The sequence below is a fragment of the Streptomyces sp. NPDC043746 genome, assembly GCF_056436485.1.
In genome coordinates this window covers 1-14283 of the sequence record NZ_JBWKCM010000035.1, presented here as the reverse complement: position 1 = coordinate 14283, position 14283 = coordinate 1, and the positions used below count along the sequence as shown (strand labels likewise).

The window sequence follows — 14283 nt, the reverse complement described above, 5'->3', positions numbered from 1 at the left end:
CGGTGAGACGCGCGCTCCGGCCCGTGGACCCCGCGCAGGAGGGTTACGACTCGCGGCCGAACGGGCAGCCCAGCCTCACCGGCAGTTCGTACAGGTCGTTCTGCGTCACGATCGGCTTGTTGCGCAGCTCGGACGCCGGCACCGCCAGCTCCAGCTCCGGGAAGCGTTCGTAGAGCGCCGGGAGGGCGATGCCCGCCTCCAGACGGGACAGGGCGGCGCCCGGGCAGACGTGCGGGCCGTGGCCGAAGGCGATGTGGCGGTTGGGGGTGCGGGTGGCGTCGAACTCGCCCGCCGTCGGGCCGTACTGCTGCTCGTCCCGGCCCAGTGCGGCGAACGAGACGATCAGGCCCTCGCCCTTCGGGAGGACCTTGTCGCCCACCTCGATGTCCTCCGTCGCGAAGCGGATCAGGACGTGCGAGGTCGGGGTGTTCCAGCGCAGCGTCTCCTCGATCACGCCCTCCCATCCGATCTCGCCGTCGAGGACCTTCTTGCGCTGTTCCGGGTGGGTCTGGAGCGCCTCGACCACGTTGACGATCAGGCTGATGGTGGTCTCATGTCCGGCGGCGATGATCAGTTGCAGCGTGTTGACGATCTCCTCGTCGGTGAGGTGGTCACCGTTCTCGGACGCCGCGATCAGGGCGCTGGTGAGGTCGTCGCCGGGGTCGGCCCGCTTGTCGTTGACGATCTTGGTGAAGAGCGTGCCGAGGTCCGCCATCATCTGCGGGACCTCCTCCGGCGGGGTCTGCGTCGAGAAGAACTTCTCGAACAGCTCCTTCAGCCGCGGGTGGTCCGCCGCGTCCACGCCCATCAGCTCGCTGATCACGTTCATCGGCAGCGGGTAGGCGAACTCCGCCTTCAGGTCCACCGGTTCCCCGGCCGGATGGGCGGCCAGCTTCTCCAGGCTCGCGTTCGTCAGCGCCTCGATCCCGGCGCGCAGCCGCTCCACCCGGCGTACCGTGAGCGCCTGGGCCACCAGCGTACGGAGCCGGCGGTGGTCGGCCCCGTCGACCGTGAGCATCGAGCGGCCCGGGTTGACCAGGCCGATCAGCGGCCAGTCCATCGGTATCTCGCCGCGCCGCCAGGCGTTCCAGACGTTGATGTCCTTGACCACCCGGCTGTCGGTGAGCAGCGCCCGGGCCTCCGCGTGGCGGGTGACCGCGTACACGTGCACCCCGCCCGGCAGCTCCACCTCGGCCAGCGGCCCGGCGGCCCGCAGCGCGGCGCTCTCGCCGTCGAGGTCTCTGACGAACGGGTCGAGCGCGATGCGGGTCATGCGGGGCCTCCGTGGCTTGCGGGCCTGCCGAGGGCGGGCGTGGGTGTGAAGAGCACGGGCAGGTCGGTGAGGCCGCGCAGCCAGGGCGAGGGGCGGCGGGTGAGCTGCTCGGCGGGGACGCCGAGGTCCACGTCCGGCAGCCGGTCGAGCAGGACCTCGATGCCGGTACGGGCGATGACCTCGGCGGTCTCCTGGGCCGGGAACGGGCAGCGGTGCTCGCCGTGGCCGAAGGAGAGGAAGGCGTTGTTGCCGCCGGTCAGCGCGGAGGCGTGGGTCCGTACCTGCGGGTCGCCGTTGGCTGCGGCGATCCCGAGCAGCAGCAGGTCGCCGGCGCGGATGTGGCGCCCGCCGAGGTGGGTGTCGCGGGAGGCCCAGCGGCCCGCCACGTTCTGGGTCGGGGTGTCCTCCCACAGCACCTCGTTCATCGCCTCCGCGACGCTGTGCCGGCCGCCCGAGAGCGAGGCGGCGAACCGCTCGTCGGTGAGCATCAGGCGCAGCGAGTTGCCCATCCAGTCGGCGGTCGGCTGGTGGCCGGCCGCCATCATCACCATGAGGTCCTGGGCGACCTCCTCGTCGGTGAACCCGCCCGCGTCCGCGAGCATCCGGCTGGCGACGTCGTCACCGGGCTCGGCGTGCTTGTCGGCCAGCAGCCGGAACATCGAGGTGGCCAGGTGCTGCTGTCCGGCCAGCGCCCGCTCGCGGCCGTCGATCATGTCGTTGATCGCGCCGACCAGGGGGAACGCGTCCTCGTCGGAGAACCCGTAGATCCTGGCCAGGACCAGGGCGGGGAGCAGCTTGGCGTACTCCGCGATGATGTCGACCGCGCCCTTGGTGCAGAACCGGTCGATCAGCTCGTCCGCGAACTCCTCCGCGTACCGCTTCAGGGAGAACGGGTCGACGCCCTCCAGCGCGTTGCTGATCATCATGGCCCGGACGCTGTGGCGCTCGCCGACCGTGTAGAGGATCGAGGGCTGCCTGCGCCCGATCATCGGCAGCAGCGGCCAGTCGTCGGGGATGCGCTCCCACTGGTTCCACAGGTCGGAGTCGCGGCTGAAGAGGACCGGGTCGCCGGTGACCTGGTGCAGCTCGCGGTAGCCGAGGACGAGCCAGGCGGGTACGTCGCCGTCGAGCACGACCGGGGCGACGGCGCCGTGGTCGCGCCGCATGTCCCGGTAGAGCTGGACGGGGTCGCTCTGGAAGCGGGGGCCGGAGAGGGGGACGGACCCGTGCGTGACGGGGCAGCCGGAGGGGGCGGCCCCTCCGGTGGGCCCGGCGGTCGTGGGTCCGGTGGTGGCCGTGGGGTCGGCGGCGGTCGGTCCGGTGGGGCCGGCGGTGGTCGTCACGGGGCGGGCTCCGGGGTCGGGCCGGCCAGGGCTCCCGCGGGCACGGCCGCTTCGGGGGCGCGCAGCCGGGCGGCGGAGAGCGCGGCGAGGTGCTCGACGAGGGTGATGAGCACGTACTTGCTGGAGGACCGGTCGCGCGCGTCGCACTCCACCAGCGGTACGTCGTCCGAGAGGTCCAGGGCCTCCCGGATCTGCTGCTCGCTGTGGAGCGGCCCGCCGAAGTCGTTGCACGCCACGATGAACGGTGTGCCGTGGTGCTCCAGGCGGTCGATGGCGTACCAGGAGTCGGCCAGCCGACGGGTGTCGACGAGGACGACCGCGCCGAGCGTGCCGGAGAAGAGCCGGTCCCACAGGAACCAGAACCGCTCCTGTCCGGGCGCGCCGAAGAGGTAGAGCACCGAGCGGGCGTCGAGCGTGATGCGGCCGAAGTCGAACGCCACGGTGGTGGACGTCTTGGCCTGGACGCCGTCGAGGTGGTCGACGGCCTCGCCCGCGCGGGTCATCGTCTCCTCCGTGTTGAGCGGACGGATCTCGCTCACGGATCGGACCATGGTGGTCTTGCCGACGCCGAAGCCGCCGACGACAACGATCTTGAGTCCGTTGTCGGCGGTGTCGCTCAGGGTGGCGCGGTCAGAGGTTGCGGAGTCCAACGAGCACCTGTTCCAGGATGTCGGGGTCGGGGAGCCGGTCCGCGACACGGGCGGTACGGGGGTGGCGGGCGCTGACCCGGCCGGTGTCCAGCAGGTCGCACAGCATGATGCGGACGATGCTGACCGGCAGGTTCAGGGTCGCGGAGATCTCGACGACGGCGGTCGGGCTCTGGCACATCCGCAGGATCGCCACATGCTCCGACTGCATGCCGGGGGCCGGGTCGCACTCCGCGACGACGAGGGTCACCAGGTCGAAGGCGGCCGAGTCGGAGCGGCTGCGTCCCCCGGTGAGGGTGTACAGCCGGTCCGGATCGTCGTCGCGGCCCGGGCGCGGGCGGGGCGCCGTCGTCATACGGCCGAGCTCTCTGCCACGGGGGTGCGCGGCGGGGCGACGAGGTGTTCGCCGAGCTGTTCGACCAGCTCGCTCATGTTGTGGCCGACCAGGCCCACGTCGGAGTCCTCGTCGGCGACGACGGCGAGGTGGGCGCCCGCGCCCGCCTCGACGATGAACAGCACTCCGCCGTAGAACTCGGCCATCGCGGAGCGTACGCCGCCGGTGCCGTCACCGAACTCGATGGACGCGCCGTGCGAGAGGCTCTGGATCCCGGCGGAGATCGCGGCCAGCTGGTCGGCCTGGTCGACCGAGAGTTCGGGAGTGCGGCACAGCTTGAGGCCGTCGCGGGACAGGACGAGGGCGTGGCGGGCGCCGGGGGTGCGGTCGAGCAGCCCCTCCAGCAGCCAGTTGAGCTTCTCGTCGGTGGTCGCGGTCATCGGGTGTTGCCTTCCGGGTGCGGGGAGTTGGCACGGACCGCCCGGCTGAAGGTGCTGAAGCGCGCAGCCTGGACCTTCGGGTCGGTGGTACGGGCCTGGGGGGTGTCGGCTCCGCCGTGGGCGGCGTTGCCGTTACGGGCTTCGGCGGCGGCCAGCGTGCGGCCCCGTCGGCGCTTGGGCAGGCCGCTCTCGCCGAACGCGGGGACGCTGCCGGTGGATTCGGACTCCGACTCCGTGTGCTGTGGCTCCGCCGCCGGGGCCGGGGGCGGGGAACCGTCCGAGGCCTCGTTCTCGGCGGTGGACCGGGCCGCGGGGACGGTCGCGGAGAGGCCCGCGCCCTCGGCCGACGCGTGGGACGGCTCGGGCTCGGCGGGCGCGGGCGTGGTCGAAGGTGCGGCGGGGGCGGCCGGGAGCGCGGCGTAGGGGGGCACGGCCGGTGCGGCGGTCCGGGAGATCAGGTCCTGGGGCAGCATCATCAGCGCGCCGGTGCCGCCCCGCGCGGAGGGCCGGAAGGAGACGGTCAGGCCGTGCTTACGGGCCAGCCGGCCGACGACGGCCAGTCCGAGCCGGGTGCCGGAGAGGTTGGTGAGGTTCTGGTGGTCGGCGGAGACGGCCTGCTCGGCGCGGCGCAGCTGCACCTCGCTCATGACGAGCCCGCTGTCCTCGACGGTGATGACGATGCCCGCCGGGACCTCCTCCACGTAGACGTGGACCTCGGCGGTGGGCGGCGAGAAGTTGGCCGCGTTGTCGAGGAGTTCGGCCAGCGCGTGCATGACGCCCTCGGCCGCGTGCCCGGCGATCGCGACATCGCTGGTGGAGTGGAGGCGGACGCGCTGGTAGGAGCCGATGCGGCCCATCGCGCCGCGCAGGATCGACTCCATGACGATCGGCTTGGCCCAGCGCCGCCCGGAGCGCGCCCCGGTCAGTACGGCGATGGAGTCCGCGAGTCGGCCCGCCTGGGCGGTGCGGTGGTCCAGGTGGAGCAGGTCCCCGAGGACGGACTCGTCGGTGTGCCGGTGCTCCATCTCCCGCAGGTCGGCCAGCATGCTGGTGGCCAGGGCCTGCATCCGACCGGCCGCGTTGGCGCAGGCCGCGACGGCGGCGGAGCGCTCGTTCTCGGCGCGCGTGGCGCGGGCGGCGAGCCGGTCCACGGTGGCGGAGAGCCGGGCCTTCTCGGCGGCGGCCTCCGCGGCGAGCCGCTCGTTCTCGGCGCGGGCCTCGGTCGCCACCCGGGCGGTCTCGGCGGAGGCGGCGGCCTTGATCCGGGCGGTCTCCGCGGTGAAGCGCTGGGCCTCGGCGGCGGAGGCGGAGACCAGCCGCGAGGTCTCGGCGGTGAACCGCCGGTTGTCGGCGGCCCGCTGGGCGCGCAGGGTGCGGACGGTCCCCAGGGTGTGGACGATGGCGGCCACGCAGACGCTCAGCAGTACGGCGGCCGCAGCCGCGCCCCAGGCCAGCGGGGTCCGTACCGTGTCGGGGGCCGCGGCCACCGCCCACAGGGTCAGCGTGCCGGTGACGGCTGCCGAGATCAGCAGGGCGAGTGCGGTGGGCCTGAATGAGGGGCGCAATCGGAGTCCTCGGTGGCGGACGGTGCGGGACGAGGCGAAACCGCACCGGTGAAATCCGGACAGTTCACCACGGGAGTGGACGATCATGCACAACTGGAGCTGATAATTCCTGCTCAAGTGTTGGTCACTATAGGAGACTTGACGGTCCGTTTGGGAAGATCTTGTGGGCTTTTTTGTGAAGCTTGAGCGTTTTTGTCAGTCCGCATCCCAAGAGTTCATCTGTACCGACGGCATGCTGAGGCCATGGCCGAACTCCATCGCCCGCATACCGGGCCGTCAGCCGAACCGTCCCCCGACTTCGTGGCCGCGCTCCGCACCGCCGTGCGCGGCCACGCCGACTTCGGCCCCACCGCCCGCGCCCTGACGACGATGGACGCCTCCAACTACCGCCGCGTCCCCCTCGGCGTCCTCGCCCCGCGCGACGCCGACGACATCGCGGCGGCGCTGGCGGTCTGCCAGGAGTACGCGGTCCCCGTCGTCCCGCGCGGCGGCGGCACCTCCATCGCGGGCCAGGCCACCGGCACCGGCCTGGTGCTCGACCTCACCCGCCACCTCGACGCGGTCCTCGACGTGGACCCGGCCGCCCGCACCGCCACCGTCCAGCCCGGCGTGGTCCTGGACGACCTCCGGGCCGCCGCCGCCCCGCACGGCCTGACCTTCGGCCCCGACCCGTCCACCCACAGCCGCTGCACCCTCGGCGGCATGATCGGCAACAACTCCTGCGGCGCGCACTCGGTGGCCTGGGGCACGACGGCGGACAACGTGCGGGCGCTGGAGGTGGTCCGGTACGGGGGCCAGGCGCTGCGGCTGGAGCAGGGGGCGTCCCGGCAGGGAGGCGGGCGCGGCCCCGACGGCGTACGCGATGCGCCCTCCCACGGCCCCCACGGCGTACGCGAACTCATCGACGCCCACCTCGCCCTCCTGCGCACCGGCTGTCCCGACATTCCGCGCCGCATCTCCGGCTACGCGCTCGACGCCCTGCTCCCCGAGCACCCCGGCGGCCCCGACCCGGTCCGGGCGTTCTGCGGCAGCGAGGGCACCCTCGCCGTGGTCACCGAGGCGACCGTGCGCCTGGTCGAGGCCCCGCGCGCCCGCGCCCTGGCCGTGCTCGGGTACGCCGACGAGGCGGCCGCCGCCGAGGCCGCCCCGGGCCTGCTCCCGTACCGCCCGCTCACCGTCGAGGGCATGGCCGCCGACCTCGTACGCGAACCGGCCGGGCTGCCGCGCGGGGCCGCCTGGCTCTTCGTCGAGACGGGCGGCGCCACCCCGGCCGAGGCCCGTGCCCACGCCGAGCGCGTCCTGCGCGGCGCCGACGCGGTGGACGGCGCGATCGTCACCGACCCGGCCGGGCAGCGGGCCCTGTGGCGCATCCGCGAGGACGCCGCCGGGACCGCGACCCGGATGCCCGACGGCAGCGAGGCCTGGCCCGGCTGGGAGGACTGCGCGGTCCCGCCCGCCCGGCTCGGCCCCTACCTCCGCGACTTCCGGGCCCTGCTCTCCCGGCACGCCCTGCGCGGAACGCCCTACGGCCACTTCGGCGAGGGCTGCATCCACGTCCGCATCGACTTCGACCTCCTGACCTCGGCGGGCATCGCCCGATACCGCCGCTTCTCCGAGGAATTGGCCGACCTCGTCGTCGCGCACGGCGGCTCCCTCAGCGGCGAGCACGGCGACGGCCAGGCGCGCGCGGAGCTGCTGCCCCGGATGTACGGGGACGAACTCGTCGCCCTCTTCGACGCGTTCAAGGACCGGTGGGACCCGGACGGCGGCCTGAACCCCGGCATCCTCGCCCGCCCGGCGCCCCTGGACACCAACCTCCGCTTCGAGGTGCTGCCGAAGCGCCCGGTGGACGTGGCATTCGGCTATCCGCAGGACGGCGGCGACTTCGCGGGTGCGGTACGGCGGTGCGTCGGCGTCGCCAAGTGCCGTACGACACCGGCGCCGAGCGACGGCGCGGGCGTGATGTGCCCCTCCTTCCGGGCGACCGGCGAGGAGGCGCACTCCACGCGGGGCAGGGCCCGGCTGCTGCACGAGATGCTCGCGGGGGAGGTGATCACGGGCGGCTGGCGGAGCACGGAGGTGCGGGACGCGCTCGACCTCTGCCTCTCCTGCAAGGGGTGCCGCAGCGACTGCCCGGTCGGCGTCGACATGGCCACGTACAAGGCGGAGTTCCTGCACCACCACTACAGGGGCCGGCTCCGCCCCGCCGCCCACTACGCCCTGGGCCGCCTGCCGCGGTGGCTGCGCCTCGCCGCCCCCTTCGCCCGCCCCCTCAACGCCCTGGCGCGGCTGCGCCCGTTGGCGGCCCTCGCGAAACGCCTCGCGGGGATCGCGCCCGAGCGGGACATCCCGGTGCTGGCGACGCAGACGTACAGCCGCTGGCTGCGCGGACATCAGGGCCAGGGCGAGGATCCGGGCACGGGCACGCGGATCCTCTCCTCCGACCGGGTGGTCCACCTCTGGGCGGACACCTTCACCGAGTATCTGACCCCGCGGGTGGGCCGGGCGGCCGTCCGGGTGCTGGAGGAGGCGACGGGCCGTACGGTGCTGCCGCCGGCCGCCGGGGCCTGCTGCGGGCTCACCTACGTGTCGACCGGCCAGCTGGACGCGGCCCGGCGGGTGATGCGCCGCACCCTGGACCGGTTCGCCCCGCTCCCCGGCCACCCGGTGGTCGTCCTCGAACCGAGCTGCGCCGCCACCCTCCGTACCGACCTGCCCGATCTCCTCCCCGACGACCCGAGGGCCGCGGAGCTGGCCGCGCGGGTCAGGACCCTGGCCCAGTACCTGGAGGAGTGCGCCCCCGACTGGACCCCGCCCCGGCTGGACCGCCCGGTCGTCGGCCAGACCCACTGCCACCAGCACGCGGTCCTCGGGGACGCGGCGGAGCGGCGGCTGCGGGAGCGGCTGGGACTGACCGGTGGACTCAGCGGCGGGTGCTGCGGGCTGGCCGGGAACTTCGGCTTCGAGAAGGGCCACTGGGAGGTGTCCGTCGCGTGTGCGGAGGAGCGACTGCTGCCCGCGGTACGGGCGTCGGAGCCGGGCACGGAGGTGCTGGCCGACGGCTTCTCGTGCCGTACGCAACTGGACCAGCTGGGCCCACCGGCCACACCGCGGGCGCGCCACCTGGCGGAGGTGATCGCGGAGGGGCTGGCGACGTGATCCGGGCGCCTGCCGGGCGTGCCCGTGCCTCAGGTGCCTACCGCCGTCGCGGCGTCGGACGGGCCCGACCGGGACGGCACGACAGGCCCGGACGGGCCCGGCGCGGGCCCCCGCTGGACGCGCCAGCCGTACGCGCTGAGCCGCTGCTCCAGGCCGACCGCCGAGGCGGCGTCGATCAGCAGCTCGACCAGGCCGCTGCGGTCCTGGGGCGAGTGGTCGATCGTCACCTCTTCGACGTTGATGCCCAGGTCCGCGACGGTGGCCAGGAGGCTCGCGAGTTCCCCCGGCCGGTCGCCGATGAGGACGTGGACCAGGGAGCCGGCCCTGAGCGGTGTGCCGTGCTTCGCGGGTATGCGCCCTCGCCCCTGGCCGCCCCGGCTGAGCAGGTCCGCGATGTGCATCATCCCCTCGGCCCGGACGTCCGTGCTGTCGGTGGCCAGGGAGCGCAGGGCCGCCACCGCCACGGCGAGGTCGTCCGCCAGCTCGGTCAGGACGTCGGCGACCGCCGCCGCGTTGGCGTCCAGGATGTCCCCCCACAGGTTGGGGTCGCCCCCGGCGATGCGGATCACGTCCCGCAGCCCCTGCCCGGCCAGCCGGGCGGCGTGGTCGGGCATGTGCTGGAGCCGTGCGGCCATCAGCGCGGCGACGACGTGCGGGGTGTGGGAGACCAGGGCCACGGCCCGGTCGTGTGCCTGACGGTCCATGACCACGGGCACGGCCCCGCACAGGGCGATCACCTCCAACGCCCGGTTCAGCGTCTGTGCCGTCGTGTCCGTGGTCGGGGTGAGGACCCAGGACCGTCCCTCGAACAGGGTGGCGGTCGCCGCGAGGGGCCCGGAGAGTTCCCGCCCCGCCATCGGATGCCCGCCGATGTAGGAGGACGGGTCGCCCAGGGCGGTCACATCGCGCACCGGCCCCGCCTTGACGCTGGCCACATCCATATAGGAACGCGCGAGCTTCCTGGACTGCTGGACGGCCAGGACCTCCCCCACACTGCCCGGTGGCACGGCGAGCAGGGCGAGGTCCACCGGCTCGGCAGGTCGGCCGACCTCTCCGGCACCGAGCGCCGCCGCCGTCCGCGCCGCGGACTCGTCCAGGTCGAGCAGGTGCACCCGCACGCCCTTCGCCGCGAGGGCCAGAGCTGCCGAGGTGCCGATCAGGCCCGTGCCCACGACCGCTGCCGTACTGATCATTTCCTGCCTCCGGGGTCTTTCGCCGGGGCGGAGGCGGAGAGCGCCCCCGCCGTCGAGGTGCGCGGGGTCGTCGGGGTGCGCACGGCCGCCTACTCCTCTTCCAGCAGGTCGGGCTGTTCCGCGACGATCTCGTCCCAGAGCAGCTGGAAGCTGAACCGGCCCAGCTGCTCGTTCCCGAACCCCTCTCCGGCGGCGACGGCCTGCTCATGGGTGAACTGCTCGGGGGTGCCCGCCGCGTGAGCCAGCAGCTGGACCTGGGCGCAGCTGTCGTAGGTGAAGAACCAGTGCACGGCCTCGTCCAGGGAGCCGCCCACAGTGATCAGTCCGTGGTGGCGCAGCAGGATGGCGCGGTTGTCGCCCAGCTTCTCGGCGATGTCGCGGCCCTGCTCCAGGGAGACGGACGGGCCCTCGTACGACGCGTAGAGCGTCTGACGGCCGTAGAAGGCCGCCGATTCCTGGTCGATGGGGTCGAGGAGGCGGCCGAGCGCGCCCAGCGCGCGGGAGTGCGCCGTGTGCCCGTGGGCTGCCGCCGTGGCGCCCGGGTGCAGTTCGTGGATCTGGGAGTGGATCACGAACGCGCTCGGGTTGACCCGGTGGTTGCCGTGCACGACACGGCCGAGGGGGTCGACGCAGATGAGGTCCGCCACGCGGACGTGCTTGAACGAGACGCCGAACGGGTTCACCCAGAACTGGTCCGGGTACTCCGGGTCGCGTACCGAGATGTGGCCCGAGACGCCCTCGCCGAAGCCGTACTTGCCGAACAGGCGCAGGGCCGCGGCCAGCCGTTGCTTGCGGTGGCGCCGGGCTTCCGCGGGGGTGGCGAAGTCGGGTTCGCCGGGGATCGGCAGGCCGGTCTCGGTGTCGGCGAGGAAGTCGGTGGGGCCCGCCGCGGCGGGGGCGGGGGGCTGAGTGAGGGGGGACACCGTGGTCATGGAGACTCCGTTCTCGGGAGAGGGGAGGGGAGGAAGGGGCGGACGGCGCTGTTGTCGCCCGTGGAGGAGAAGGGGCCGGGCCGGGCGCGGGATCAGGCCGGCAGCAGCGTCTCGCCGGTGTGCGCCCGGTCCCGCGCCGCTGCCTGTGACGCGGAGTGCTCCAGGACGGCTTCCACGATGTCCACGCTCCGGTCGACCAGCGACTGGATGCCGAACGTGAAGAAGAGGGAGCCGGCGGCGATGGTGCCCAGCCCGTACAGGCGGGGGTCGGGGGCGCCGTCGGTCGTCAACCGGCTGGTCGCACGGGCGACATGGAGCCCGCCGTGCGGATGGAGGCTCGCGGCACGGTCACCGATGAGCGTGTGGACGAGGGGGGCGGCGCCTGACGGGATGCGGCCTTCGGACGCGCTGACCGCGTTGATCACGCGGTCCGAGGCGATGACCGACCGGTCGCCCAGCCGGAGGGTGAACCCGCCACCGTCCGCCGGGGAGACGGAGTCCAGTCCGGATCTGATCTCCAGCCTGCCCTCGTCGACCAGGCCGAGCAGCACCGCGGCACTGCCGGGAGGCATGGGGCAGCACAGGCTCATCACGGTCCGGTAGTGCGAGCGCAGCAGGCGGGCCCGGTCCTGTTCGCCGAGCACCGGCCAGACGTCGGGCCCGACCTCCGGGACCGCCCGCTGGAGAATGCGAAGGCCCAGGTCGGACGAGGTGACCGCGGCGAACTGTCGCCTCAGACGGCTGACCGGCGACTCCCCGCCCATCCCGACGATCTCGGCGTACAGGGCCTCCAGGTCCACACCGGCTTCGAGCAGCTCCTGACGGACGACGCGGGTGAACTCCTCGACGGACACCTCCCGTCGGCTCCGGGCGAGGGCGCGCATGCGCTCCTGCGTCAGGTAGCGCAGTTCGAAGTCGGCGGCCCGCTGGCGGACGCCGGGAAGGACACCGCGCCGGGACACCAGGCTGATCGGGCCCTGATGCCCCTGGGCCGCGAGTGAGACGACGATGTCGACGGCGGTCAGACCGCTGCCGATCACGGCGACGCGCTCCGTGGCGCCGATGGTGCGCAGGTTCTGCGACACGGGGTAGGGGTCCGCCGTGAACCCGGGGGCGCCCGCGAGACCGTACACGTCCTTGGGGCCGTCACCGCCCACGCACAGGACGACGTAGTCGAACGAGCTGGTGACGCCGCCCCCGGTGCTCACGACGACCTGGTCCCCGGAGCGCCGGGCCGTGGTGGCGGAGTCTCCCACGAGGTCCACGCGCCAGCCCTGTCTGCGCAGTTCGGCCAGGGCGGCGTAGGCCGACTGCTCCAGGTAGTCCCCGTACACCGTCCGGGGGGCGAAGCGCGCCCCGGAGAAGGGATCCGGGCCGTAGCTCTCGCCGAGCATGCGCTCCCGGGCGCCCAGCCAGCGGAGGAAGTGGTGGGGGTCGCCCGCCTGTACGGACATGTCGTCGGGGGTGGCATTGACCTTGATGGTTTCGCTGTCGACCTGGTAGGCGCGCCCCCGCCAGAGATTCGGCGAAGGCTCGAAAACCGTGAGATTCCCGGGGCCGCCCGCTGCCGCGGCCAGGGCGTCGATGAGGCATACGGCGGATGCGCCGCCTCCGACAACACCTATCGAGATTGCAGACATATGTCAGTCACCTATCGATGCTGGGTGGCGGGGAGGAGTGAGTTTCCGTCAGACCCGTTCGCGTGCGAACGGGTGGAATCCGCCGTGCAGGAATACCAGCGACGAGCGGGAATGGTCGGCGCCCAGGCCTACGACCTCACCGATGACCAGAACGTGGTCTCCGGTGACCACGTGCTGGTGGTAGCGGCATTCCAGCCAGGCCGTGCCGTCCAGGATCACCGCACCGGTCGCGGACCCGGGTTCGGTGGGCAGGCTCCGCAGCGAGGCCCTGCGTTCCGGCTCGGGGCGCGCGAAGATCCTGGCGAGGTCCTCCCCTCCGTCGTCGAGGACGGACACCGCCCAGACACCCGATTCCATCAGTTCGTCGAGGAAGGAGGATTCCAGTCGGATGCTGATGGAAACGAGCGGTGGGTCGAGCGAGAGAGAGGTGAGGGAATTGACCGTGAGCGCATTGTGTACGCGCCCGGCCGGCGCATCGGTGTATGTACTGACCACGCAGACTCCGGTGGCGAAGTTGCGCATGACGGAGCGGAGTTCTTCCCGCACGGTGACGGTGGGCGGGCTGGTTGCGGATACCTCGCTCATGATGTGTTCCTCTCCGGGACGCTGGCGATATACCGCCGCACGATGAGGAATCCGTGCGATGCGGATGACATTACCGATCCGGAGGTCGCTTCAATGGCCCGGGAACGCACCGTCAATTGCGCGTGCGCGCTTGGCGGAGGAGATCGCGGACAGCCGTTCGCCCGCCCCGGAAAAGGGCGGGCGAGTACGCGCGCTCAGCGCGCGGCCGGGGGGCCTGGTTCCGTGTGCCGCGATGCGTCGGCAGCGGTGTTCACCTCCGCCATGACCCGCTCGCCGCGGTCCGCGGCGATGTCCAGCTTGGCCAGTACGGTGGGCACGGCGATGCTGGGCAGCAGATGCGCCAGGAACGAGGCCACGCGGACGGGCAGGTCCTGGCGCCCGGTCAGGATCTCCGAGAGCATCTGCGCGCCGGAGAAGGACGAGACCATCAGCTCGGCGACCTCCGTGGTGTCGACGTGCGCGTACAGCTCCCCGTGTTCGCTCGCCTCCCTCAGCGCCCGGTGGTTGTGGTCGATCCAGGCGATGAACGGCCGCCTGCGGTCGAGTTGATGGGCCCCCGGCTCCATCGACAGGTTGACGCTGCCACGGAGCATGCTGTCGCGTAGGAGCCGGTGGGCGAGGACGAACCCCGAGTCCACCAGCTCCTGGAGCTTCACCTGCCGACGCAGCACGGGATACGTCTGGTGATCGATCTGGAGGGACAGGACGGCCTCCGCCAGATCCCTCTTCGAGGCGAAATGGAAGTAGAACGCGCCTTTCGTCAGTCCGGCCCGGCAGTAGACGTCGGACACGGTGGCCCCTTCGTATCCCCGTTCGGCGAAGACCTCGCCGGCCGCCTCAAGGATCGCGTCTCTGGTCCTCCTCGCCCGTTCCTGCTGTGCCATCCTGCGGTCCTTCCGTCCGGCGAACAATGTCCCGGGTCCGCCCCATTGGTCACTCTCTGCCGTGAAAACCATACCGGCATGCCTGTATCTTTCTGTCGACGTGGGGGTGAAGCAGACTCCCGCGGGGAGTGAACCCACGAGGGGAGCCGGTAGGGCCCCGAGGCCTGCGCGTTGCCGGTCTCCGCCCCGTACCACGCGCCAGGGGTGGGGGGGGGGGGGGGGGGGGGGGGGGGGGGGGGGGGGGGGGGGGGGGGGGGGGGGGGGGGGGGGGGGGGGGGGGGGGGGGGT

12 protein-coding genes are annotated in these 14283 nt (G+C 72.9%); 1 reads left to right on the top strand and 11 read right to left on the bottom strand.

Features of this window, described 5'->3' with window-relative positions; genetic code table 11:
• Positions 1-43: 43 nt before the first annotated feature.
• Genes AC0682_RS27830 through AC0682_RS27805 form a run of 6 tightly spaced genes read right to left on the bottom strand, consistent with a single transcriptional unit; the run spans position 44 to position 5602 of the window.
• Entirely contained in the window at positions 44-1273 is a 1230-nt protein-coding gene (locus AC0682_RS27830) for a cytochrome P450 family protein (protein ID WP_254811985.1), read from the bottom strand.
• Positions 1270-2616 (bottom strand): cytochrome P450, encoded by a 1347-nt coding sequence (locus AC0682_RS27825; protein ID WP_254811984.1) that lies wholly within the window; start codon positions 2614-2616, stop codon positions 1270-1272. The genes AC0682_RS27830 and AC0682_RS27825 overlap by 4 nt, the downstream gene beginning before the upstream one ends.
• Positions 2613-3266 carry a GTP-binding protein gene (locus AC0682_RS27820; RefSeq protein ID WP_254811983.1) on the bottom strand — a complete coding sequence of 218 codons (654 nt, stop codon included), beginning with the start codon at positions 3264-3266 and terminating at the stop codon, positions 2613-2615. Before AC0682_RS27820 ends, AC0682_RS27825 begins: the two co-directional genes overlap by 4 nt.
• A complete protein-coding gene (locus tag AC0682_RS27815) occupies positions 3247-3618 on the bottom strand; it encodes a DUF742 domain-containing protein (RefSeq protein ID WP_018490575.1) in 372 nt (123 codons plus the stop codon). The genes AC0682_RS27820 and AC0682_RS27815 overlap by 20 nt, the downstream gene beginning before the upstream one ends.
• Entirely contained in the window at positions 3615-4037 is a 423-nt protein-coding gene (locus AC0682_RS27810; RefSeq protein WP_254811982.1) for a roadblock/LC7 domain-containing protein, read from the bottom strand. Before AC0682_RS27810 ends, AC0682_RS27815 begins: the two co-directional genes overlap by 4 nt.
• Positions 4034-5602, bottom strand: a complete 1569-nt coding sequence (locus tag AC0682_RS27805) for a sensor histidine kinase (RefSeq protein WP_478535859.1) — start codon at positions 5600-5602, stop codon at positions 4034-4036. The genes AC0682_RS27810 and AC0682_RS27805 overlap by 4 nt, the downstream gene beginning before the upstream one ends.
• Before the next feature lie 243 nt (positions 5603-5845).
• On the opposite strand from AC0682_RS27805, the gene AC0682_RS27800 reads away from it, so the two are divergent.
• Entirely contained in the window at positions 5846-8761 is a 2916-nt protein-coding gene (locus tag AC0682_RS27800; protein ID WP_478535857.1) for an FAD-binding and (Fe-S)-binding domain-containing protein, read from the top strand.
• Positions 8762-8790: 29 nt separating this feature from the next.
• Here the strand turns inward: AC0682_RS27800 and AC0682_RS27795 are convergent, their stop codons facing one another.
• The 5 genes from AC0682_RS27795 to AC0682_RS27775 all read right to left on the bottom strand — a co-directional run bounded on the left by AC0682_RS27795 (position 8791) and on the right by AC0682_RS27775 (position 13995).
• Positions 8791-9951: a prephenate dehydrogenase gene (locus AC0682_RS27795; protein ID WP_478535914.1), complete on the bottom strand. Its 1161-nt coding sequence runs from the start codon at positions 9949-9951 to the stop codon at positions 8791-8793.
• A gap of 92 nt (positions 9952-10043) precedes the next feature.
• A complete protein-coding gene (locus tag AC0682_RS27790) occupies positions 10044-10886 on the bottom strand; it encodes a class II aldolase/adducin family protein (RefSeq protein WP_478535856.1) in 843 nt (280 codons plus the stop codon).
• A gap of 92 nt (positions 10887-10978) precedes the next feature.
• Positions 10979-12526 (bottom strand): FAD/NAD(P)-binding protein, encoded by a 1548-nt coding sequence (locus AC0682_RS27785; protein WP_478535855.1) that lies wholly within the window; start codon positions 12524-12526, stop codon positions 10979-10981.
• Between the two features lie 48 nt (positions 12527-12574).
• Entirely contained in the window at positions 12575-13111 is a 537-nt protein-coding gene (locus tag AC0682_RS27780; RefSeq protein ID WP_478535854.1) for a flavin reductase family protein, read from the bottom strand.
• A gap of 194 nt (positions 13112-13305) precedes the next feature.
• The gene (locus AC0682_RS27775; RefSeq protein ID WP_478535853.1) at positions 13306-13995 is read right to left on the bottom strand and encodes a ScbR family autoregulator-binding transcription factor; all 690 of its coding nucleotides are present in this window, start codon (positions 13993-13995) and stop codon (positions 13306-13308) included.
• Positions 13996-14283: the final 288 nt, after the last annotated feature.

Excerpts from the sequence above, each read along its gene's own strand:
- AC0682_RS27830 (WP_254811985.1), bottom strand. The coding sequence starts at position 1,273 with ATGACCCGCATCGCGCTCGACCCGTTCGTCAGAGACCTCGACGGCGAG.
- AC0682_RS27815 (WP_018490575.1), bottom strand. The coding sequence starts at position 3,618 with ATGACGACGGCGCCCCGCCCGCGCCCGGGCCGCGACGACGATCCGGAC.
- AC0682_RS27810 (WP_254811982.1), bottom strand. The coding sequence starts at position 4,037 with ATGACCGCGACCACCGACGAGAAGCTCAACTGGCTGCTGGAGGGGCTG.
- AC0682_RS27800 (WP_478535857.1), top strand. The coding sequence starts at position 5,846 with ATGGCCGAACTCCATCGCCCGCATACCGGGCCGTCAGCCGAACCGTCC.
- AC0682_RS27790 (WP_478535856.1), bottom strand. The coding sequence starts at position 10,886 with ATGACCACGGTGTCCCCCCTCACTCAGCCCCCCGCCCCCGCCGCGGCG.
- AC0682_RS27785 (WP_478535855.1), bottom strand. The coding sequence starts at position 12,526 with ATGTCTGCAATCTCGATAGGTGTTGTCGGAGGCGGCGCATCCGCCGTA.
- AC0682_RS27780 (WP_478535854.1), bottom strand. The coding sequence starts at position 13,111 with ATGAGCGAGGTATCCGCAACCAGCCCGCCCACCGTCACCGTGCGGGAA.
- AC0682_RS27775 (WP_478535853.1), bottom strand. The coding sequence starts at position 13,995 with ATGGCACAGCAGGAACGGGCGAGGAGGACCAGAGACGCGATCCTTGAG.